We start from the raw sequence: 20,200 nt of genomic DNA on the forward strand, positions 1-20,200 counted from the left end.
ACGGTCCCGGCGCGGCTAGAGTCGCCGCCAGGGGAGGTCCGCCGTTGACTATGAAGAACGCGTTCCGTATCGCGCTCGCAGCGCTCGTGCTGCTGGCCAGCCAGGCCGCCATCGCGCTCGGGCTCGGCCAGATGCGCGTGAAGTCCGGGCTGGGCGAGCCGCTGCTGGCCGAAATCCCGATCGTCTCCAGCGTGCCGGGCGAGCTCGAGCGCCTGCACGTGGGCCTGGCCTCGCCCGAGACCTTCGCCCGCATCGGCCTGGAGCCGCCGCGCGGGGTCGTGGCGGACCTGCGGTTCAACCTGGCGCTCGGCGACGACGGGCGGCCGGTGGTCCGGGTCACCAGCAGCCAGCCGATCGAAGAGCCGGTGCTGAACTTCCTGGTCGAGGTCGACTGGGGGCAGGGACGGCTGGTGCGTGAGTACTCCGCGCTCGTCGACGCCCCGCGTACCGTTTCGGCGCCGCTGGCGCCGCCGGTGGAAGCGCCCGTCGCGGCCCCTTCCAACACCATCATCCGTCCGCCTGCCGAACCGGTGCCGGCGCGGCCGGAAAGCGGCGAAGAGGCGAGGGCCGCCGGCGAGCAGGACGCCGCGGCGACCGCTGCGGCCGATCCCGCCGCCGGAGATGCCACTGCGGAGGATCCGCCGATGGCGGCGCCGCCGCCGGCCCCGGCTGCGGTGGCTTCACCGTCGCCCTCGATGCCCGCGCAGGGCCGGCCCGGCGAGCTGCGGGTCCAGGCCGGCGACACGCTTTCGGAAATCGCCCGGGACCTCGGCTTCCAGGCCAGCCTGGAGCAGGCGATGGTGGCCCTGCTGCGGTCGAACCCCGGCGCCTTCATCGACGGCAACGTGCACATGGTGCGCTCGGGCGCATTGCTGCGGGTGCCGGGGGAGGCGGACGTTGCCGCGGTCGACGCCGCCCAGGCGCTGGCCCAGGTGCGCGACCAGACCCGTGCCTGGCGCCAGGCGACGCAGGCGGTGGCCCAGCCCGAAACAGGGGCGGCGGACGAGGCCGCAAACGCGGTGGCCGAAGCGGATCCAGCCGCCGGCAGCAGCGCGGAACAGGACCCGGCGGCGCCGGCTACCGACGCAAGGCTGGAGATCGTCCCGCCGGGCGCCAGCGACGCGACCGCGGCGGGCGACCGCTCCGGGATCTCCGATGGGGGCGAAGGCGACACCATGCGACAGCAACTGCAGCAGGCCAACGAGGCCCTGGCCGCCCGCGAGGCGGAACTGGAAGAGATCAAGAGCCGACTGGCCGAACTGGAGGAGATCCAGGCCGACCAGCAGCAGCTGATCGAAATGAAGGACAACGAGCTGGCCTCGGTGCAGGCCGAACTCGCCCAGGCCCGCGAACAGGGCGGGGCGCCTGCGGATGCCGGAGTGGCCGGCTGGTGGATCGGCGGCGGCGTGCTGCTGGCCCTCGTCCTGCTCGGCGCCTGGCTGTTGCAGCGCCGCGCCGACCAGGCGCCGCGCTTCCGGGCGCCCCCGCCACGGACGGAGCCTGCCTCCCCACCGGCGCCGGGCTCGATGGCGGCCGCGTTCCCGCCGCCCGCGTCCGCTCCGGCCGGCGTGTCCAGCGGGTCGGGCGCGGTTGCGGGGGCAGCAGTGCCCTGGGCCGCGCCGGCGGAGGCCGAGCCGGCGGGGGCCCCGGCGTCGCCGTTGCCGCCGGAGCCCGCCATTGCCGCGGCACCGGACGAGGTGCAGGAAGACGCGACGGAGGAGACGCAGGAGCCCGGGGGTCCCGTGGCGCTCGAGGCGAAGCCGGAGCTGCACCCGGAGCCGGAGCCGGAGCCGGAGCAAGAGCCGCCGGTTCCGACCACCGGGGCTCCCGATTCCCCCGCCTCCAGGCACGCCCCCGACGAGGGCGCCGTTCCGGGCAACGAGCGCCTGGAGCTCGCGCGCGCGTTCGTTCAGCTGGGCGACTCCGAGAGCGCGCGCCAGCTGCTCACCGAGCTGGTGGTCAACGGCGACCTGGCGGCCCGCCAGGAAGCCACGCGCATGTTGCGCGAACTGGACTGAAGCCAGGTGTCGGAAGGCGGGGAAACGCAGGACCCGGACCCGCGGGCCGCGCCCACGCGGCGCTGGGCGCTGGGCGTCGAGTATGACGGCGGCGGGTTCTCCGGCTGGCAGCGCCTGAGCCGTCCCGGGGAGCCGGACCGCCGCCCGGACGAGCCGACCCTGCAGGCCGCGGTCGAGGAGGCGGTCTCGTTCGTCGCCGGCTGCCCGGTGCAGGTGACCTGCGCCGGCCGCACCGACGCCGGGGTGCATGCCGCCTGCCAGGTCGTCCACTTCGACGGCCCGGCGGGGCGGGACCCGCGCGGCTGGGTGCTGGGGGTGACCACGCGGCTCCCGCGCGCGATCGCGGTGCGCTGGTGCGTGCCGGTCGCCGACGATTTCCACGCCCGGTTCAGCGCACGTGCCCGGCGCTACCGCTACAGCATCCTCAACCGACCGGTGCGGCCGGCGCTGCACCGCCAGTACCTGGCCTGGGAGCGGCGCCCGCTGGATGCCGCCGCCATGCACGAGGCGGCCCAGGCGCTGGTTGGCGAGCACGACTTCTCCGCCTTCCGCACCGTCCATTGCCAGGCCCCCCACGCCCGCCGCGAACTGCAGGAGGTGGCGGTCACCAGGCGCGGCGACGTGGTGGACGTGGAGGTCCAGGCCAACGCGTTCCTGCACCACATGGTCCGCAACATCGTGGGCAGCCTGCTCGAGGTGGGCGCGGGCGAGCGGCCCGCCGGCTGGATCGGCGAGGTCCTCGCCGGGCGCGACCGCAACCTGGCCGGTCCGACCGCACCCGCGTCCGGCCTGGTTTTCCTCGGAGCGCGTTACCCTTCACAGTGGGGTCTCCCGGCGGAAGTCACGCTCTGAGGCCCCGCCGCCCCTTACGCCACGCGACGCCGCAACGGTTCCGATGAACCAGAAGATCCTGTTCCGCACCCGAATCAAGTTCTGCGGGTTCACCCGCGCCGGCGACGTGCGCCTGGCCTGTGAGCTCGGGGCGGATGCGATCGGCTTCGTGTTCGCGCACGGCAGCAAGCGCCGGGTCGCGGCCGAGGAGGCGCGCGCCATGCGCCAGGCGCTGGCGCCGATGGTCGACGCGGTGGCGCTGTTCCGCGACAACACCATCGACGAGGTGCGCGATGTGGTGCGCAAGGTCCGCCCGAGCCTGCTGCAGTTCCACGGCGACGAGGAGGACGCGTTCTGCCGGGGGTTCGGCGTGCCGTACCTGAAGGCGATCGGCATGGGCGACGACATCGTGCGCCAGCACCCGGCCGCCTTGCAGGAGCGCTACCCGGGCGCCGCCGGGTTCCTCTTCGACAGCCACGTCGCGGGCGGCGAGGGCGGGACCGGGAAGACCTTCGACTGGGCCCGCATCCCCACCGGCGTTCAGAAGCCCTACCTGTTGGCTGGCGGGCTGACGCCGGACAATGTCTTCGATGCGATCCTGGCCACGCTGCCCTGGGGGGTGGACGTGTCCACCGGCATCGAAAGCGAGCCGGGGGTCAAGGATGGCGAGCTGATGCGGCGCTTCGTCGAGGAAGTGCGGCGCGTGGACTGCCACGTTCCCGACTGAGCCTGCGACAATGGCCGGCCCGGCGGCGTCCCGCCGCCGCAGCCCGCCCGCAATGCCGCACTCCATCGATTACCACGCCCAGCCCGATGCATCGGGCCACTTCGGCCGTTTTGGCGGCCGCTTCGTCGCCGAGACCCTGTCCGGTCCGCTGCAGGAGCTGGCCGACGCCTACGACCAGGCCCGCAACGATCCCGGGTTCCTGCGCGCCTTCGAGCAGGACCTGGCCCACTACGTCGGTCGCCCCAGCCCCATCTATCACGCCCGCCGCCTGAGCGCGGAGGTGGGCGGGGCGCGGATCCTGCTCAAGCGCGAGGACCTGAACCACACCGGCGCGCACAAGATCAACAACACCATCGGCCAGGCGCTGCTGGCCGCGCGCATGGGCAAGCCGCGCATCATCGCCGAGACCGGCGCCGGCCAGCACGGCGTGGCCAGCGCCACCGTGGCCGCGCGGCTGGGCCTGGAGTGCGTGGTCTACATGGGCGCCACCGACATCGAGCGGCAGAAGATCAACGTCTACCGCATGCAACTGCTCGGGGCGAAGGTGGTCCCGGTGACCAGCGGCTCGGCGACGCTGAAGGACGCGCTCAACGAGGCAATGCGCGACTGGGTCACCAACATCGCCGACACCTTCTACATCATCGGCACGGTGGCGGGCCCGGATCCGTATCCGCGGATGGTGCGCGACTTCAACGCGGTGGTCGGCCGCGAGGCGCGGGCACAGATGCTCGCCGAATACGGGCGCCTGCCGGATGCCGTAACCGCCTGCGTGGGCGGGGGGAGCAACGCGATCGGCATCTTCCATGCGTTCCTCAACGACCCCGGCGTGCGCCTGGTGGGCGCGGAGGCGGCGGGCGAGGGCGTCGGCAGCGGGCGCCACGCCGCGTCGCTGTCGGCGGGGCGGGCGGGCGTGCTGCACGGCAACCGCACCTACGTACTTTGCGATGACGACGGCCAGATCACCGAGACCCACTCGGTCTCCGCCGGCCTGGACTATCCGGGCGTCGGGCCGGAGCACGCCTTCCTGAAGGAAACCGGGCGCGCGGACTACGTGGGCGTCACCGACGACGAGGCGCTGGAGGCCTTCCACCGGCTGATCCGCACCGAAGGGATCCTGCCGGCACTGGAGTCGAGCCATGCCGTTGCCCAGGCGATCAAGCTGGCCCGGGAGCTGCCGGCCGACGCGCTGGTGCTGTGCAATCTCTCGGGGCGCGGCGACAAGGACGTGCACACCATCGCCGCCCGCGAAGGGATCGAGGTCTGACATGGGCCGGATCGAAAAGCGTTTCGCGAAGCTGCGCGCCGCCGGACGCAAGGCGCTGGTCCCGTTCATCACCGCCGGGGACCCCTCGCTCGAGGCGACGGTGCCGGTGATGCACGCGCTGGTCGCCGCCGGCGCCGACGTGATCGAGCTGGGGGTGCCGTTCTCCGACCCGATGGCGGACGGCCCCGTCATCCAGGCCAGCTCCGAGCGCGCCCTGGCGCGCGGTGCGGGCCTGGAGCGGGTGCTCGGGATGGTGCGCGAGTTCCGCCGCGACGACCCGGATACCCCGGTGGTCTTCATGGGCTACCTGAACCCGGTGGAGGTGCGGGGCGCCGGGCGTTATGCGGCCGCGCTGGTGGACGCCGGCGTGGACGGCACCCTGCTGGTGGACCTGCCGCCCGAGGAGGCTGCCGACTACCGCGACGCCTTTGCCGCCGCCGGGCTGGACCTGATCCTCCTGGCGGCGCCGACCAGCACCCCCGCGCGCATGGCCCGGCTGCGGGCGCAGGCCAGCGGCTACCTGTACTACGTCAGCTACGCCGGGGTGACCGGAGCGGACCGGCTCGACAGCGGCCAGGCCGGCACCCGCCTGCGCGAGCTGCGCCAGGGCAGCCCGGTGCCGGTGGTGGTCGGCTTCGGGATCCGCGATGCGGAAAGCGCGGTTCGGATGTCCGCCGAGGCCGACGGGGTGGTGGTCGGCAGCGCCCTGGTCTCGGTGATGGCCGCGGCAGAAGGAGCGGACGAGGCCGCGCGCCTGGCCGCGGGCTTCCTGCGGCCGCTGCGGGACGGCCTGGACGGGGCGGGTCCCGGCTGAGCGCCGGGCGCTGCGCTAGACTTCGCCTCCGCAAGGCGGCCCCGCGGCCGCGCAACATCACGGGAACACAGACATGTCCTGGCTCAAGAAGCTCATGCCCGCCGGCATCCGTACCGACGCGGCCACCAACGCCAAGCGGCGCAACGTCCCCGAGGGCCTGTGGGAGAAGTGCGGCGGCTGCGGCGCGGTGCTCTATCGGCCCGAGCTGGAGGAGAACCTGGAGGTCTGCCCGCGCTGCGACCACCATCATCCCATCCGTGCCCGCGCGCGGCTGGATGCGTTCCTCGACGCCGACCACCCGCGCGAGGAGCTCGGTGCGCGCCTTGGCCCGACCGACGTGCTGCGCTTCCGCGACCAGAAGCGCTACTCCGACCGGATCAAGGCGGCGCAGAAGGCCACCGGCGAGCGCGACGCGCTGATCGCGATGTCCGGCGCGCTGAAGGGGAACCCGATCGTGGCCTGCGCCTTCGATTTCGCCTACATGGGCGGCTCGATGGGCTCGGTGGTCGGTGAGCGCTTCGCCCTGGCCGCCGAGGCGGCGCTGGAAGCCCGCTGCCCGCTGGTGTGCTTCACCGCCACCGGCGGTGCGCGCATGCAGGAGAGCCTGTTCTCGCTGATGCAGATGGCCAAGACCTCCGCCGCCCTGGGCCGCATGCGCGAGGCCGGGCTGCCCTACATCGCCGTCCTGACCCACCCGACCACCGGCGGCGTGTCGGCCTCGCTGGCGATGCTGGGCGACATCAACATCGCCGAGCCGGAGGCGCTGATCGGCTTCGCCGGGCCCCGCGTGATCGAACAGACCGTGCGCGAGACGCTCCCGGAGGGCTTCCAGCGCAGCGAGTTCCTGCTCGAGCACGGCGCCATCGACCAGATCTGCGACCGCCGCGAGCTGCGCGACCGCATCGCCACCCTGATGGCGATGATGATGAAGCAGCCGCGTCCCGCCGAGGCGGCCTGACCCCCCGGCCGGGCGACCGGCCGACGCACACGGACACACCATGACCCGCAAGTACTTCGGCACCGACGGCATCCGCGGCCACGTCGGCGAGGGGCCGATTTCGGCCGACTTCGTCCTGCGCCTGGGCAATGCGTACGGCCACGCGCTGGTCCGCGAGGGCCGGGGCAGCCGGCGCCGCTGGCGCAAGCCGGTGGTGATCATCGGCAAGGACACCCGCATCTCCAACTACATGTTCGAGGCCGCGCTGGAGGCGGGCCTGGTGGCGGCGGGCGTGGACGTGCAGCTGATGGGCCCGATGCCGACCCCGGCGGTTGCGCACCTGACCCGCTCGATGCGCGCCGACGGCGGGATCGTGATCTCGGCCTCGCACAACCCGCACTACGACAACGGCATCAAGTTCTTCTCCGCCGACGGCGAGAAGCTCGACGACGCGACCGAGCTCGACATCGAGGCCGCGCTGGAGCAGCCGTTCCGGACCGTGGACTCGGCCGAGCTGGGCAAGGCCGAGCGCACCCGCGACGCGATCGGCCGCTACGTGGAGGCCTGCAAGAACTCGGTGCCGCGCGGCTTCGACCTGGAAGGCATGAAGGTGGTGGTCGACTGCGCCCACGGCGCCACCTACCGCCTGGGCCCGATGGTGTTGCGCGAGCTGGGCGCCCAGGTCGACGCGATCGGGGTCGACCCCGATGGGCTGAACATCAATGACGGGGTGGGCTCCACCCACCCGCAACAGCTCGCCGAGCGCGTGGTCGGGACCGGCGCCGACCTGGGCATCGCCTTCGACGGCGACGGCGACCGGGTCCTGTTCGTCGACGCCGCCGGCCGGGTCCGCGACGGCGACGACCTGATGTACGTGCTGGCCAACGACTGGCGCGCCACCGGTCGCCTGCGCGGGCCGGTGGTCGGGACGATCATGACCAACTACGGGCTGGAGCAGGCCCTGGCGCGCGCGGGGATCGGTTTCGTCCGCGCCAAGGTGGGTGACCGCCACGTGCACCAGCAGCTGGTGGCGCACGACGGCGTGCTGGGCGGGGAAACCTCCGGCCACCTGTTGTGCCTGGACCGCTCCGGGACCGGCGACGGGATCGTCAGCGCCCTGCAGGTGCTGGAAGTCCTGCAGCGCCGCGGCATCTCGCTGGAGCAGGCCTGCGAGGGCCTGGCCAAGCTGCCCCAGCGCACGATCAACGTGCGCTACTCCAATGGCGCCCGCCCGGCCGAGGCCCCGTCGGTCGCCGCCGCGCTGGCGCACGCCCAGGCGGCCGTGGAGGGCAGGGGCCGCGCCTTCCTGCGCCCGTCCGGCACCGAGCCGGTGGTGCGCGTGACCGTCGAGGCCGACGACGAGGCCCTGATGCAGCAGACGGTCGAAACGCTGGCCGCCGCGGTGCGCGAAGCCGCCGAAGCCGCCTGACCCGAATACGAGGACGACATGAGCCAGACCCGCATCCCCACCCTGGACCTGCGCCGCTTCACCGACCCGTCCAGCCAGATCGACCGCAAGGCCTTCGTGGCCGAGCTGGGCAACGCCTACCGCGAGTGGGGCTTTGCCGGGATCCGCGGCCACGGCATCAGCCAGGAGCAGATCGCCGACTGCTACGACGTCTTCCAGCGCTTCTTCGCGCTGCCCGAGGAGGTCAAGCGCAAGTACCACGTCGAGGGCGGTGGCGGGGCCCGCGGCTACACGCCGTTCGGCGTGGAAACCGCCAAGGGGGCGCAGCATTACGACCTGAAGGAGTTCTGGCACGTGGGCCGCGAGATCCCGCGCGACTCGAAGTACGCGCCGGTGATGCCCCCCAACGTCTGGCCCGCGGAAGTCCCTGACTTCCGCGAGAAGGCCTACGGGCTGTACCAGGCGCTGGATGCCGTCGGTTCGCGGGTCCTGGGGGCGCTGGCCCTGCACATCGACCTGCCGGAGGACTGGTTCGCCGACAAGACCGACTGCGGCAACTCGATCCTGCGGCCGATCCACTACCCGCCGATCACCACCCCGGACGTGCCCAACGAACGCGCCGGGGCGCACGAGGACATCAACCTCATCACGCTGCTGGTCGGCGCCAGCGCGGAGGGGCTGGAAGTGCTGTCGCACTCGGGTGAATGGGTGCCGTTCACCGCCGACGAGGACACCATCGTGGTGAACATCGGCGACATGCTGCAGCGCCTGACCAACCACGTGTACCCGTCCACCACCCACCGGGTGGTCAACCCGCCGGGGGAGCGGGCACGCCAGCCGCGCTACTCGACGCCGTTCTTCCTGCACCCCAACCCGGACTTCGTGATCGACCCGCTGCCCTCGTGCGTCACCGAGGACAACCCCAGCCGGTACCCGGAGCCGATCACCGCCCAGGGCTACCTGGAAGAGCGGCTGCGCGAGATCAAGCTCAAGTAGGCGCGCTCGGCTAGAATGGGCAATCGCATTTTCCCCGGGGAGTAGCCATGTCTCGTCGCAGGATCGTCGCCGGCAACTGGAAGCTGCACGGCGACCGCCGCTTCGCCACCACGCTGCTGGACGAGGTGGCCGGCGCGCCCGCCCCCGCCGGGGTGGAGCGGCTGGTCTTCCCGCCGCTGCCGATCCTGGGCGAACTGGTGTCCCGCTACGGCGAGCGCGGGCTGGGGTTCGGCGCCCAGGACGTGAGCGCGAACGACAGCGGTGCCTACACCGGCGAGGTCTCCGCGGCGATGCTCGCCGACGTGGGCGCCCGCTACGTGCTGGTCGGCCACTCCGAGCGCCGCCAGTACCACGGCGAGAGCAGCGACCTCGTTGCGGCCAAGTTCAGGGCCGCCCGCGCCGCCGGCCTGGTCCCGGTGCTGTGCGTCGGCGAGACCTGGGACGAGCGCAACGGCGGCAAGACCGAGTGGCGCCTCCAAGAGCAGCTGCGGCCCGTGCTGGAGCTGGGCCTGGACGCCCTGGACGGCGCGGTGCTGGCCTACGAGCCGGTCTGGGCGATCGGCACCGGCAAGACCGCCAGCCCGGAGCAGGCCCAGGAGGTGCACGCGTTCCTGCGTGGTGAAATCGCCGGCCACGATGCTAGAATTGCCGGCTCGCTGCCCATCCTCTATGGCGGCAGCGTGAAGGCTTCCAATGCCGCCGAGCTGTTCAGCCAGCCCGACGTCGACGGCGGCCTGGTCGGCGGCGCATCGCTGGTGGCGCAGGACTTCAACGCCATCGCGGCCGCTGCAGCGCGCTGACCCCGCACCCATTCCACGAGAATCCCCCGATGCTGTTGTTCCTCAACGTCATCTACGTCCTGCTCGCGATCGCCATGATCGCGCTGATCCTCATGCAGCGCGGTGCCGGCGCGCAGGCCGGCAGCGGCTTCGGCGGCGGGGCCTCGGCGACCGTCTTCGGTTCCCGCGGTGCCTCCAGCTTCCTGAGCAAGAGCACCAAGTGGCTGGCGATCACGTTTTTCGCCATCAGCCTGTTCATGGCCTGGAACGCCACCCGCAACGCCCCGGCCAACATCGGGGACGACCTGGGCGTGATGTCGCAGGTCCCGGTCGCGCCCGCCACGCCGGCGGATGGCGGCCAGGTCCCCGCCGCGCCGCAGCAGGCCCCCGCGGGCGAGGTGCCGGTGGCGCCGCAGGCCGCGGAACCGCCTGAAAGTGCACCATCGGGTACTGCGGAAAACTGATCCGAAGCGGTACAATAGGAAGTCGACGCCCGGCACGGATGAACGGGCGACCGGTCGCAAGGACCGGAGGTCGCGGAAGCAATGACGCGGCCGACCAGGAGGAAGGCTGGAAAAACGTGCCCAGGTGGCGGAATTGGTAGACGCACTACCTTGAGGTGGTAGCGGCTTCGGTCGTGGGGGTTCGAGTCCCCCCTTGGGCACCACTCCAGACTCATCCAGACAGAGGCAACCCGTTGCCGCATGCCGGCCCGACGCCGGAGCCAAGGCCGCGACCCGCGGCGTAGCCTGAGAGAGCAAACGTGCTGGGCGAATACCTGCCGATCCTTCTGTTCCTCGTCGTGAGCACCGTCATCGGTGTCGTCCTGCTGGCGGTGGGCTACCTCGCGGGCCCGCGCGCGACGAGCAGCGACGCGAAGCTGTCGGCCTACGAGTGCGGCTTCGAGGCCTTCGACGATGCCCGCATGCAGTTCGACATCAGGTACTACCTGATCGCCATCCAGTTCATCATTTTCGACCTGGAAATCATCTTCATCGTGCCGTGGGCGACGGTGTTCCGCGACCTCGGCCTGCTGGGCCTGATCGAGATGGGCATCTTCGCCGGCATGCTGCTGATCGGCTTCATCTACGTGTGGAAGAAGGGAGCCCTGGAATGGGAATGACCGAGACCATCCTGGGCCGGATGAGCAATCCGGTCCCCGAAGGGCGCCTGGACGACATCCTGCTGCCCGAGGCCGACAACCCGGTCATGCAGCAGGGCTACGTGACCACCAGCCTGGACGCGCTGTGGAACTGGGCGCGCACCGGCTCGATGTGGCCGGTGAGCTTCGGCCTGGCCTGCTGCGCGGTCGAGATGATGCACGCCGGTGCCGCGCGCATGGACCTGGACCGTTACGGCGTGATCTTCCGCCCGACGCCGCGCCAGTCTGACGTGATGATCGTGGCCGGCACCCTGGTCAACAAGATGGCCCCGGCGCTGCGCAAGATCTACGACCAGATGCCGGACCCCAAGTGGGTCATCTCCATGGGCAGCTGCGCCAACGGCGGCGGCTACTACCACTATTCCTACTCGGTCGTGCGTGGCTGCGACCGGATCGTGCCGGTCGACATCTACGTGCCGGGCTGCCCGCCGACCGCCGAGGCGCTGGTCTACGGCATCCTGCAGCTGCAGAAGAAGATCCGCCGCGGCACCAACTTCGGGCCCGAGCGCCAGGGTGTGCGCGGATGAACCAGGACAGCCAGTCGCTCGCCGACCGCCTGCGCGAGCGCTTCCCGACCGCCGGCGTCGTCGTTTCCAGCTTCAGCAACGAGGTCACCCTCGAGGTGGCGGACGGCAAGTGGCTGGACGTCGCGTTCGCGCTGCGCGACGAGTTCGGCTTCGAGCAGCTGACCGCGGTGTCCGGTGTCGACTACCTCGGCTACGGCAGCGTCGAGTGGGACGTCGGTGTTTCTTCCGAGGGCTTCTCGCGCGGCGTGCGCGGGAACGGCCCGGGCCGCTTCAAGGCCGGCCAGTACCCCAATCCCGGCACCGTGATGCCCGAGCACCGCTTCGCCGCGGTGGCGCACCTGATCAGCTACCAGCACAACCAGCGCCTGCGCATGCGCGCATTCGCGCCGGACGACGCGCTGCCGTTGCTGGATTCGCTGACGCCGGTCTGGGCCGGGGCCAACTGGTTCGAGCGCGAGGCCTTCGACCTGTTCGGCATCGTCTTCCAGGGCCATCCGGACCTGCGCCGCATCCTGACCGACTACGGCTTCATCGGCCATCCGTTCCGCAAGGATTTCCCGCTGATCGGCAACGTCGAGGTCCGCTACGACGCCGAGAAGGGCCGGGTGGTCTACGAGCCGGTCTCGATCGAGCCGCGCGTGCTGGTGCCGCGCGTGATCCGCGACGATACCCGCTACGAGACCGCGGAGCGTGAATCGGCCGCGCGCCCCACGCTGGCCGCCGGCGAGGTGAAGCAATGAGTGCCGCCATGAACGACATGCGCCCCGGTCTCGACCTGCGCCCGGCCGCCGAGCCGGCGCCGGAGATCCGGAACTACACGATGAACTTCGGGCCGCAGCATCCGGCGGCCCACGGCGTGCTCCGCCTGATCCTGGAGATGGACGGCGAGGTGGTGCAGCGCGTGGACCCCCACGTGGGCCTGCTCCACCGCGGCACCGAGAAGCTCGCCGAGTCCAAGCCGTTCAACCAGTCGATCGGCTACATGGACCGGCTCGACTATGTCTCGATGATGTGCAACGAGCACGCCTACGTGCGCGCCATCGAGAACCTGCTGGGCATCGAGGCGCCCGAGCGCGCCCAGTGGATCCGGACCATGTACGACGAGGTCACCCGGATCCTCAACCACCTGATGTGGCTGGGCTCCAACGCGCTCGACCTGGGCGCGATGGCGGTGATGCTGTACGCGTTCCGCGAGCGCGAGGAGCTGATGGACGCCTACGAGGCGGTGTCGGGCGCACGCATGCACGCGACCTACTACCGTCCCGGCGGCGTCTATCGCGACCTGCCCGACCACATGCCGCGCTACAAGGAATCGCCGTGGCGCAAGGGCAAGACGCTGAAGAAGTTCAACGAGTGGCGCGAAGGCTCGCTGCTGGACTTCCTCGAGGCATTCGCCGATGACTTCCCGACCCGCGTCGACGAATACGAGACGCTGCTGACCGAGAACCGCATCTGGAAGCAGCGTACGGTCGGCGTCGGCGTGGTCAGCCCCGAGCTCGCGAAGCAGTGGGGCATGACCGGGGTGATGCTGCGTGGTTCCGGCATCGAGTGGGACCTGCGCAAGAAGCAGCCCTACGCGAAGTACGCCGAGGTCGACTTCGACGTGCCGGTGTCCAGCGGCGGCGACTGCTACGACCGCTACCTGGTCCGCGTCGCGGAGATGCGCCAGTCCGCCCGGATCATCAAGCAGTGCGTGGCCTGGCTGCGGGCCAACCCGGGCCCGGTGATGGTGGACAACTACAAGATCCGCCCGCCGAGCCGGGAGGAGATGAAGGAGTCCATGGAAGGGCTGATCCACCACTTCAAGCACTTCACCGAGGGCTACTGCGTCCCGGCCGGCGAGACCTACGCCGCGGTCGAGGCGCCGAAGGGCGAGTTCGGCATCTACCTGGTCTCCGACGGTGCCAACAAGCCGTTCCGCCTGCACGCGCGCGCCCCGGGCTTCGCCCACCTGTCCTCGATGGACGCGGTGATCCGCGGCTACATGCTGGCCGACGCCGTGGCGATGATCGGCACCTACGACCTCGTCTTCGGCGAGGTGGACCGCTGACGCGGTCGCGAGGAATTGACTGAATGAAACCCACCGGTACCTACGAAGCCACCCAGGACGTCGACCCGATCGCGCTGCTGTCGGACGAGACCCGCGCGTACATCGACCACTGGGTCTCCAAGTTCCCGCCCGACCGCAAGCGTTCGGCGGTGATCCAGGCGCTGTTCAAGGCCCAGGAGCAGAACGGGGGCTGGCTCAGCGACGACCTGATCGTGGCCGTGGCGAAGTACCTGGAGATCCCGAAGGTCTGGGCCTTCGAGGTGTCGAGCTTCTACTCGATGTTCCAGACCGCCCCGGTCGGCCGGAACAACGTGGCCTTCTGCACCAACATCAGCTGCTGGCTCAACGGCGCCGACGAGCTCGTCGCGCACGCCGAGAAGAAGCTGGGCTGCAAGCGCGGCCAGTCCACCGCCGACGGCCGCGTCTACCTGAAGCTGGAAGAAGAGTGCGTGGCCGCCTGCACCGGCGGCCCGGTGGCCATCATCAACGGTCATTACCACGAGAAGCTCGACCTGGCGAAGGTCGACGAGCTGCTCGACGGGCTGGAGTGAATCAGTTCATGGCGCATCGCGACTACTCCCAGGCGACCGGCCCGGTGGGCCCGGCCCCGCAGGAGCACAACGTCGTCTACACGACCCTGCATTTCGACATGCCGTGGTCGTACGACAACTACCTCAAGACCGGCGGCTACGCGGCCTGGCGGAAGATCCTCAGCGAGAAGATCCCGCCCGCCGACGTGATCGAGATGGTCAAGCAGTCCGGCCTGCGCGGCCGTGGCGGCGCGGGCTTCCCGACCGGCCTGAAGTGGAGCTTCATGCCCAAGGGCGGCGACGTGCAGAAGTACATCCTGTGCAACTCCGACGAGTCCGAGCCGGGCACCTGCAAGGACCGCGACATCCTGCGCTACAACCCGCACTCGGTGATCGAGGGCATGGCGATCGCCTGCTACGCCACCGGTTCGACCGTGGCGTACAACTACCTGCGCGGCGAGTTCCACCACGAGCCCTTCGAGCGCATCGAGCAGGCGCTGAAGGAGGCCTACGAGAACGGCTGGCTGGGCAAGGACATCCTCGGCAGCGGGATCGACGTGGACATCCACAACGCGCTGGGCGCCGGCGCCTACATCTGCGGCGAGGAAACCGCGCTGATGGAGTCGCTGGAGGGCAAGAAGGGCCAGCCGCGCTTCAAGCCGCCGTTCCCGGCCAACTTCGGCCTGTACGGCAAGCCGACCACCATCAACAACACCGAGACCTATGCCTCGGTGCCGGCGATCATCCGCAACGGCCCGGAGTGGTTCCTCAACCTGGGCAAGCCCAACAACGGCGGCGCCAAGGTGTTCGCGGTGTCCGGGCACGTGAACCGGCCGGGGAACTACGAGATCCGCCTGGGCACTCCGTTTTCGGAACTGCTCGAGCTGGCCGGTGGCGTGCGCAACGGCCACAGGCTGAAGGCGGTGATCCCGGGTGGTTCGTCGATGCCGGTGCTGCCGGCCGACACCATGATGGGCCTGACCATGGACTATGACGCGCTGCAGAAGGCCGGCTCCGGCCTGGGCTCGGGCGCGGTGATCGTCATGGACGAGCACGCCTGCATGGTCCGAGCCTGCCAGCGCATCGCGCGCTTCTACCACGCCGAGAGCTGCGGGCAGTGCACCCCGTGCCGCGAGGGCACCGGCTGGATGCACCGCATGGTCAACCGGGTGGTCGACATGAAGGCGACGCTGGCCGACCTGGAGATGCTGCGCAACGCGGCCGGGCAGATCGAGGGCCACACCATCTGCGCCTTCGGCGAGGCGGCCGCCTGGCCGATCCAGGGCTTCCTGCGCCACTTCTGGGATGAATTCGAGTACGCGATCGTGAACAAGCGCTTCCTGGTCGACGACCAGCGCGAAGGCCGGGTGGCGGCATGAGCGCCCAGCCGAGCAACCCGAACGTTCCACCCGACCACGTCACCATCGAGATCGACGGCGTCGAGATGTTCGCCCCCAAGGGGTCGATGATCATCCACGCCGCCGACAAGGCCGGGATCCCGATCCCGCGCTTCTGCTACCACGACAAGCTCTCCATCGCCGCCAACTGCCGCATGTGCCTGGTGGACGTGGAGAAGATGGGCAAGCCGGCCCCGGCCTGCGCCACCCCGGTCATGGACGGCATGAAGGTCAGCACGCGCAGCGACAAGGCGCTGGGCGCGCAGCGCAACGTGATGGAGTTCCTGCTCATCAACCACCCGCTGGACTGCCCGGTCTGCGACCAGGGCGGCGAGTGCGAGCTGCAGGACCTGTCGATGGGCTACGGCCGCTCCGTGAGCCGCTTCGTCGAGCGCAAGCGCGTGGTCCCGGACGAGGACATCGGCCCGCTGGTCGCCACCGAGATGACGCGCTGCATCCATTGCACGCGCTGCGTCCGCGTGACCGGCGAGATCGCCGGCACCTACGAGCTGGGCGGCATGTACCGCGGCGACCGGCTGGCCATCGGCACCTGGGACGGCAAGCCGCTGATGACCGAGCTGTCGGGCAACGTGATCGACGTGTGCCCGGTCGGCGCGCTGACCAACAAGCCGTTCCAGTTCCGCGCCCGCGCCTGGGAGATGCTCGCCCGCGAGTCGCTGGGCTACCACGACGCGCTGGGCAGCAACCTGTTCCTGCACGTCCGCCGCGGCGAGGTCATGCGCACCGTCCCGCGCGACAACGACGACGTCAACGAGTGCTGGCTGTCGGACCGCGACCGCTTCTCACACCTGGGCCTGTACGCCGAAGACCGCGCCGTGCTGCCGGAAATCCGCGAGAACGGCCAGTGGCGCGAGGCCAGCTGGGAAGAGGCCCTCGGCCGTGCCGCGGACATCCTGCGCGCCAACGGTGGCGACCAGCTGGGCATGCTGGTGCACCCGGCGACCTCCAACGAGGAGGGCGAGCTGCTGGCCCGCCTGGCCACCGCGCTGGGCACCGGCAACCTCGACCACCGCATCGGCCAGCTCGACCTGACCGACTCGGCGGTCGCCGAGCCGTTCCAGATGCCGGTCGCCGACATCGAGAAGGCCGACGCGATCGTCCTGGTCGGCACCAACCTGCGCCATGAGTTGCCGCTGGTGAACGCCCGCGTGCGCAAGGCTTGGTGCAACGGCGCGAAGGTCCACGTGGTCAACCCGGTCGACTTCGACCAGACCTTCGACCTCGCCGGCAAGCACATCGTCGCGCCGTCGCGGATCGCCGAGACCCTCGGCGGTTCCGCGCTGCGCGAGGCGCTGCAGGGCAAGTCGCGCGCCGTGGTGATCGTCGGCGCGCTGGCCGAGAACGGCCCGCACGCCGCCGCCATCCGCGAGGCCGCGCGCGCGTTCGCGACCGCCACCGGCGCCGCGCTGTGCCGCATCCCGCAGGGCGCCAACGCGGTCGGCCTGTCGCGGCTCGGCGTGCTGCCGACCGGCCGGGATGCCCGCGGCATGCTGGCGGAAGCGCGTGGTGCCTACGTCCTGTACGGCATCGAGCCCGGCCTGGACTTCGTCGACACCGCCGCTGCCATGCAGGCCCTGGGCGGCGCCCAGGTGGTGGCCTTCAGCCACTTCGCCTGCGAGTCCACGCGCGCGGTCGCCGACGTGATCCTGCCCATCGGCCTGCTTCCCGAGATCGAGGGGACGCTGGTCAACCTGGACGGCCGCGAGCAGTCCACGGTCGCCGGCGGCCGCCTGCCGCGCGAGGCGCGCGAGGGCTGGAAGGTGCTGCGCGCCCTGGCCGGCATGCTTCAGGCCGACGGCTTCGGCTTCACCGACCTGGCCGGGCTGCGCGAAGGCATGGCCGTGCGTGACGTGACCCCGGTCGCGGGCACCCCGGTGCCGGCGGGCGAGGGCATGGAAGTGGCGGCCAGCGAGGCGATCTACCGCGTCGACGCGGTGGTGCGGCGCTCGCAGGCACTGCAGTCGCATCCGCTGAACCAGCCGCCGCGCGCGGTGGTGAACCCGGCCGACGCGGAGTCCGCCGGCCTGGCACCGGGCGGCACCGGCCGCTTCTCCACGGCCAGCGGCACCGCCACCCTCCCGGTGGAACTGAACCCGCGTGTCGCACCCGGCACCGTCTGGATTGAAACCGGCCATGCCGCGACCGCGCCCCTGCGCGCGGGCCGGCTGCAGGTCGGGAGGGCCTGATGATGTTTGACCCGTTCCGCGACTGGCTGTTCGAGTTCGGCATGGCCGGCTCGGCCGCATGGATCGTCCTGAAGATCCTCGCAATCGTCGTGCCCGTGATCCTGGCGGTCGCCTTCTACGTGCTGTGGGAGCGCAAGGTGATCGGCTGGATGCACGCGCGCGTCGGTCCCAAGCACGTGGGCTTCGGCATCCTCCAGACCTTCGCCGATGTCTTCAAGCTGCTGTTCAAGGAGCTGTTCCAGCCGGCGGCCTCGTCCAAGTTCCTGTTCCGGGTCGCGCCGCTGCTGGCGATGATCCCGGCCTTCGCGGCCTGGGCGGTGATCCCGTTCGACTACCAAGTGGTGCTGTCCAACGCGAATGCCGGGCTGCTGTACCTGCTGGCGATGACCTCGCTGGGCGTGTACGGCGTGATCCTGGCGGGCTGGGCGACCAACTCCAAGTACGCGCTTCTGGGCGCGCTGCGCGGCGCGGCCCAGATGGTCTCCTACGAGATCTCGATGGGCTTCGCGCTGGTCGGCGTGATGGTCGCGGCCGGCAGCCTGAACCTGAGCGAGATCGTGATGGCCCAGTCGGGCGACAGCGGCCTGTTCGACTGGTTCCTGCTGCCGCTGCTGCCGCTGGCGGTGATCTACTTCGTGTCCGGCGTGGCCGAGACCAACCGCCTGCCGTTCGACATGGTCGAGGGCGAGTCGGAGATCACCGGCGGGCACCTGGTGGAGTACTCGGGCTCGGGCTTCGCGCTGTTCTTCCTGGCCGAGTACGCGAACATGATCCTGATCAGCTTCCTGGTCTCGATCTTCTTCCTCGGCGGCTGGCTGAGCCCGTTCCAGGGCTGGGGCATCCCGCTGCTGTCGGTGGACGGCTGGTGGTGGCTGCTGGCGAAGGTGTTCCTGTTCGCCACCGCGTTCGTCTGGCTGCGCGCCAGCTTCCCGCGCTACCGCTACGACCAGATCATGCGGCTGGGCTGGAAGGTGTTCGTGCCGCTGGCGATCTTCTGGATTGTGGTCACCGCGCTGATGGCGTACTTCGGCGTCTTCGAGGCGGGGCGATAGGACAAGGACATGAACCGGATCTTTTCGTTCCTCAAGAGCCTGCTGCTCATCGAGATGCTGCAGGGCATGTGGCTCACGCTGAAGTACATGTTCAGGCCCAAGTACACGCTCATGTACCCGGTGGAGAAGGTGCCCATGTCGCCGCGCTTCCGCGGCATCCATGCGCTGCGCCGCTATCCCAACGGCGAGGAGCGCTGCATCGCGTGCAAGCTGTGCGAGGCGGTGTGCCCGGCGCTGGCGATCACGATCGATTCCGAGCGCCGCGAGGACGGCACCCGCCGCACCACGCGCTACGACATCGACCTGTTCAAGTGCATCTACTGCGGCTTCTGCGAGGAGTCGTGCCCGGTGGACTCGATCGTGGAAACCCACGTGCACGAGTACCACTTCGACCGGCGTGGCCAGAACATCGTGACCAAGCCGCAGCTGCTGGCCATCGGTGACCGCCTGGAGGCGGAGATCGCCGAGCGCCGCGCCGCCGACGCGCCCTACCGCTGAGTGTCCGACATGCAACTGGCTTCCCTGGCTTTCCTGGTTTTCGCCCTGGTCGCGGTCGCCGCGGCCGTAGGGGTGATCAGCTTCCGCAACCCCGTGCACGCGGCGCTGTCGCTGGTGCTGACGTTCTTCTCGGTCGCCGCCGTATGGGTGATCTCGGGGGCGGAGTTCCTCGGCGTTGCGCTGGTGGTGATCTACGTCGGCGCGGTGATGGTGCTGCTGCTGTTCGTGGTGATGATGCTCGAGGTGGACCTTGCGCCGTTGCGCGAGGGCTACGTGCGCTACCTGCCGTTCGGCATCCTGGTTGCGGCGGTGATGCTGGCCGAGATCCTGCTGCTGATCGGCGTGCTCGCCCTGACCGGTGACCCGCTGCCGGCGCATCCGTCTGCGACCGGTGAGATCAGCAACACCAAGTGGCTGGCGATGGCGCTGTTCACCGAGTTCCTGCTGCCGTTCGAGACCGCGGCGGTGATCCTGACCGTGGCCGTGATCGCGGCGGTGATGCTGACCCTGCGCCGCCGTCCGAACACCCGCCGCCAGAACCCGTCCGAGCAGGTCCGCGTGCGTCCTTCCGACCGCCTGCGCCTGGTCGGGATGAAGGCCGAGTCCTCCGCGCCGCGCCCCGCGCCGCGTTCGCTGCGAGGCAACCCGGCCGCCGACAACGAGGAACCCAACTGATGGACCTGTTTTCCTCCGGGCTCGCCCTGGGCCACCTGTTGACGCTGGGCGCGGTGCTGTTCTGCATCTCGGTCGCCGGCATCTTCATCAACCGCAAGAACGTGATCGTGCTGCTGATGTGCATCGAGCTGATGCTGCTGGCGGTGAACATCAATTTCGTCGCGTTCTCGCGCCAGCTCGGCGACCCGGCCGGCCAGGTGTTCGTGTTCTTCATCCTGACCGTCGCCGCTGCCGAGGCCGCCATCGGCCTGGCGATCGTGGTCACGCTTTTCCGCAACCGGCGCACGATCAACGTGGCCGAAATCGACATGATGAAGGGTTGATCCGA

The 20,200-nt window shown here is 70.4% G+C and carries 21 protein-coding genes and 1 tRNA gene; all 22 read left to right on the plus strand.

The genetic code is table 11. The annotated features are described in order from the left end of the window. Positions 1-50 precede the first annotated feature (50 nt). Positions 51-2,018, plus strand: coding sequence for a FimV/HubP family polar landmark protein (locus G545_RS0105295; RefSeq protein WP_027069481.1), 1,968 nt, complete (start codon positions 51-53; stop codon positions 2,016-2,018). A gap of 6 nt (positions 2,019-2,024) precedes the next feature. After that, complete coding sequence (gene truA / locus G545_RS0105300; protein ID WP_052347269.1) at positions 2,025-2,870, plus strand: tRNA pseudouridine(38-40) synthase TruA; 846 nt, start codon at positions 2,025-2,027, stop codon at positions 2,868-2,870. A 43-nt stretch (positions 2,871-2,913) separates the two neighbouring features. After that, the gene (locus tag G545_RS0105305) at positions 2,914-3,576 is read left to right on the plus strand and encodes a phosphoribosylanthranilate isomerase (protein ID WP_027069483.1); all 663 of its coding nucleotides are present in this window, start codon (positions 2,914-2,916) and stop codon (positions 3,574-3,576) included. A 52-nt stretch (positions 3,577-3,628) separates the two neighbouring features. Continuing rightward, the gene (gene trpB, locus G545_RS0105310) at positions 3,629-4,840 is read left to right on the plus strand and encodes a tryptophan synthase subunit beta (RefSeq protein ID WP_027069484.1); all 1,212 of its coding nucleotides are present in this window, start codon (positions 3,629-3,631) and stop codon (positions 4,838-4,840) included. Position 4,841: 1 nt separating this feature from the next. Next, entirely contained in the window at positions 4,842-5,654 is an 813-nt protein-coding gene (gene trpA, locus G545_RS0105315; protein ID WP_027069485.1) for a tryptophan synthase subunit alpha, read from the plus strand. Between the two features lie 73 nt (positions 5,655-5,727). After that, a complete protein-coding gene (accD, locus tag G545_RS0105320; protein WP_027069486.1) occupies positions 5,728-6,612 on the plus strand; it encodes an acetyl-CoA carboxylase, carboxyltransferase subunit beta in 885 nt (294 codons plus the stop codon). Between the two features lie 40 nt (positions 6,613-6,652). After that, complete coding sequence (gene glmM, locus G545_RS0105325; RefSeq protein WP_027069487.1) at positions 6,653-8,020, plus strand: phosphoglucosamine mutase; 1,368 nt, start codon at positions 6,653-6,655, stop codon at positions 8,018-8,020. Between the two features lie 18 nt (positions 8,021-8,038). Beyond that, on the plus strand, positions 8,039-8,995 hold the full coding sequence (locus G545_RS0105330; protein WP_027069488.1) for an isopenicillin N synthase family dioxygenase: 957 nt from the start codon (positions 8,039-8,041) through the stop codon (positions 8,993-8,995). 47 nt (positions 8,996-9,042) lie between these two features. After that, positions 9,043-9,795: a triose-phosphate isomerase gene (tpiA, locus tag G545_RS0105335; protein WP_027069489.1), complete on the plus strand. Its 753-nt coding sequence runs from the start codon at positions 9,043-9,045 to the stop codon at positions 9,793-9,795. A 29-nt stretch (positions 9,796-9,824) separates the two neighbouring features. Beyond that, positions 9,825-10,238: a preprotein translocase subunit SecG gene (secG, locus tag G545_RS0105340; protein ID WP_036137088.1), complete on the plus strand. Its 414-nt coding sequence runs from the start codon at positions 9,825-9,827 to the stop codon at positions 10,236-10,238. A gap of 118 nt (positions 10,239-10,356) precedes the next feature. Further along, a tRNA-Leu gene (locus G545_RS0105345) sits at positions 10,357-10,441 on the plus strand. 96 nt (positions 10,442-10,537) lie between these two features. After that, entirely contained in the window at positions 10,538-10,897 is a 360-nt protein-coding gene (locus tag G545_RS0105350) for an NADH-quinone oxidoreductase subunit A (protein ID WP_027069491.1), read from the plus strand. A 20-nt stretch (positions 10,898-10,917) separates the two neighbouring features. Next, the gene (locus G545_RS13665; protein ID WP_407059628.1) at positions 10,918-11,463 is read left to right on the plus strand and encodes a NuoB/complex I 20 kDa subunit family protein; all 546 of its coding nucleotides are present in this window, start codon (positions 10,918-10,920) and stop codon (positions 11,461-11,463) included. Continuing rightward, the gene (locus G545_RS0105360) at positions 11,460-12,203 is read left to right on the plus strand and encodes an NADH-quinone oxidoreductase subunit C (protein WP_027069492.1); all 744 of its coding nucleotides are present in this window, start codon (positions 11,460-11,462) and stop codon (positions 12,201-12,203) included. Before G545_RS13665 ends, G545_RS0105360 begins: the two co-directional genes overlap by 4 nt. Before the next feature lie 8 nt (positions 12,204-12,211). Next, positions 12,212-13,513 (plus strand): NADH-quinone oxidoreductase subunit D, encoded by a 1,302-nt coding sequence (locus tag G545_RS0105365; RefSeq protein ID WP_027069493.1) that lies wholly within the window; start codon positions 12,212-12,214, stop codon positions 13,511-13,513. A gap of 23 nt (positions 13,514-13,536) precedes the next feature. After that, positions 13,537-14,064 (plus strand): NADH-quinone oxidoreductase subunit NuoE, encoded by a 528-nt coding sequence (nuoE, locus tag G545_RS0105370; RefSeq protein ID WP_027069494.1) that lies wholly within the window; start codon positions 13,537-13,539, stop codon positions 14,062-14,064. Positions 14,065-14,072: 8 nt separating this feature from the next. Further along, the gene (nuoF, locus tag G545_RS0105375; RefSeq protein WP_027069495.1) at positions 14,073-15,422 is read left to right on the plus strand and encodes an NADH-quinone oxidoreductase subunit NuoF; all 1,350 of its coding nucleotides are present in this window, start codon (positions 14,073-14,075) and stop codon (positions 15,420-15,422) included. Beyond that, positions 15,419-17,647 (plus strand): NADH-quinone oxidoreductase subunit NuoG, encoded by a 2,229-nt coding sequence (nuoG, locus tag G545_RS0105380; RefSeq protein WP_027069496.1) that lies wholly within the window; start codon positions 15,419-15,421, stop codon positions 17,645-17,647. The genes nuoF and nuoG overlap by 4 nt, the downstream gene beginning before the upstream one ends. After that, entirely contained in the window at positions 17,647-18,699 is a 1,053-nt protein-coding gene (gene nuoH / locus G545_RS0105385; protein WP_036137064.1) for an NADH-quinone oxidoreductase subunit NuoH, read from the plus strand. The genes nuoG and nuoH overlap by 1 nt, the downstream gene beginning before the upstream one ends. 9 nt (positions 18,700-18,708) lie before the next feature. Beyond that, positions 18,709-19,197 (plus strand): NADH-quinone oxidoreductase subunit NuoI, encoded by a 489-nt coding sequence (gene nuoI / locus G545_RS0105390; protein ID WP_027069498.1) that lies wholly within the window; start codon positions 18,709-18,711, stop codon positions 19,195-19,197. Between the two features lie 9 nt (positions 19,198-19,206). Further along, positions 19,207-19,872, plus strand: a complete 666-nt coding sequence (locus G545_RS0105395) for an NADH-quinone oxidoreductase subunit J (RefSeq protein ID WP_027069499.1) — start codon at positions 19,207-19,209, stop codon at positions 19,870-19,872. Further along, positions 19,872-20,195, plus strand: a complete 324-nt coding sequence (gene nuoK / locus G545_RS0105400) for an NADH-quinone oxidoreductase subunit NuoK (RefSeq protein ID WP_036137062.1) — start codon at positions 19,872-19,874, stop codon at positions 20,193-20,195. The genes G545_RS0105395 and nuoK overlap by 1 nt, the downstream gene beginning before the upstream one ends. The last annotated feature ends 5 nt before the right edge of the window (positions 20,196-20,200 follow it).

Source organism: Lysobacter defluvii IMMIB APB-9 = DSM 18482, from assembly GCF_000423325.1.
GTDB lineage: Bacteria > Pseudomonadota > Gammaproteobacteria > Xanthomonadales > Xanthomonadaceae > Novilysobacter > Novilysobacter defluvii.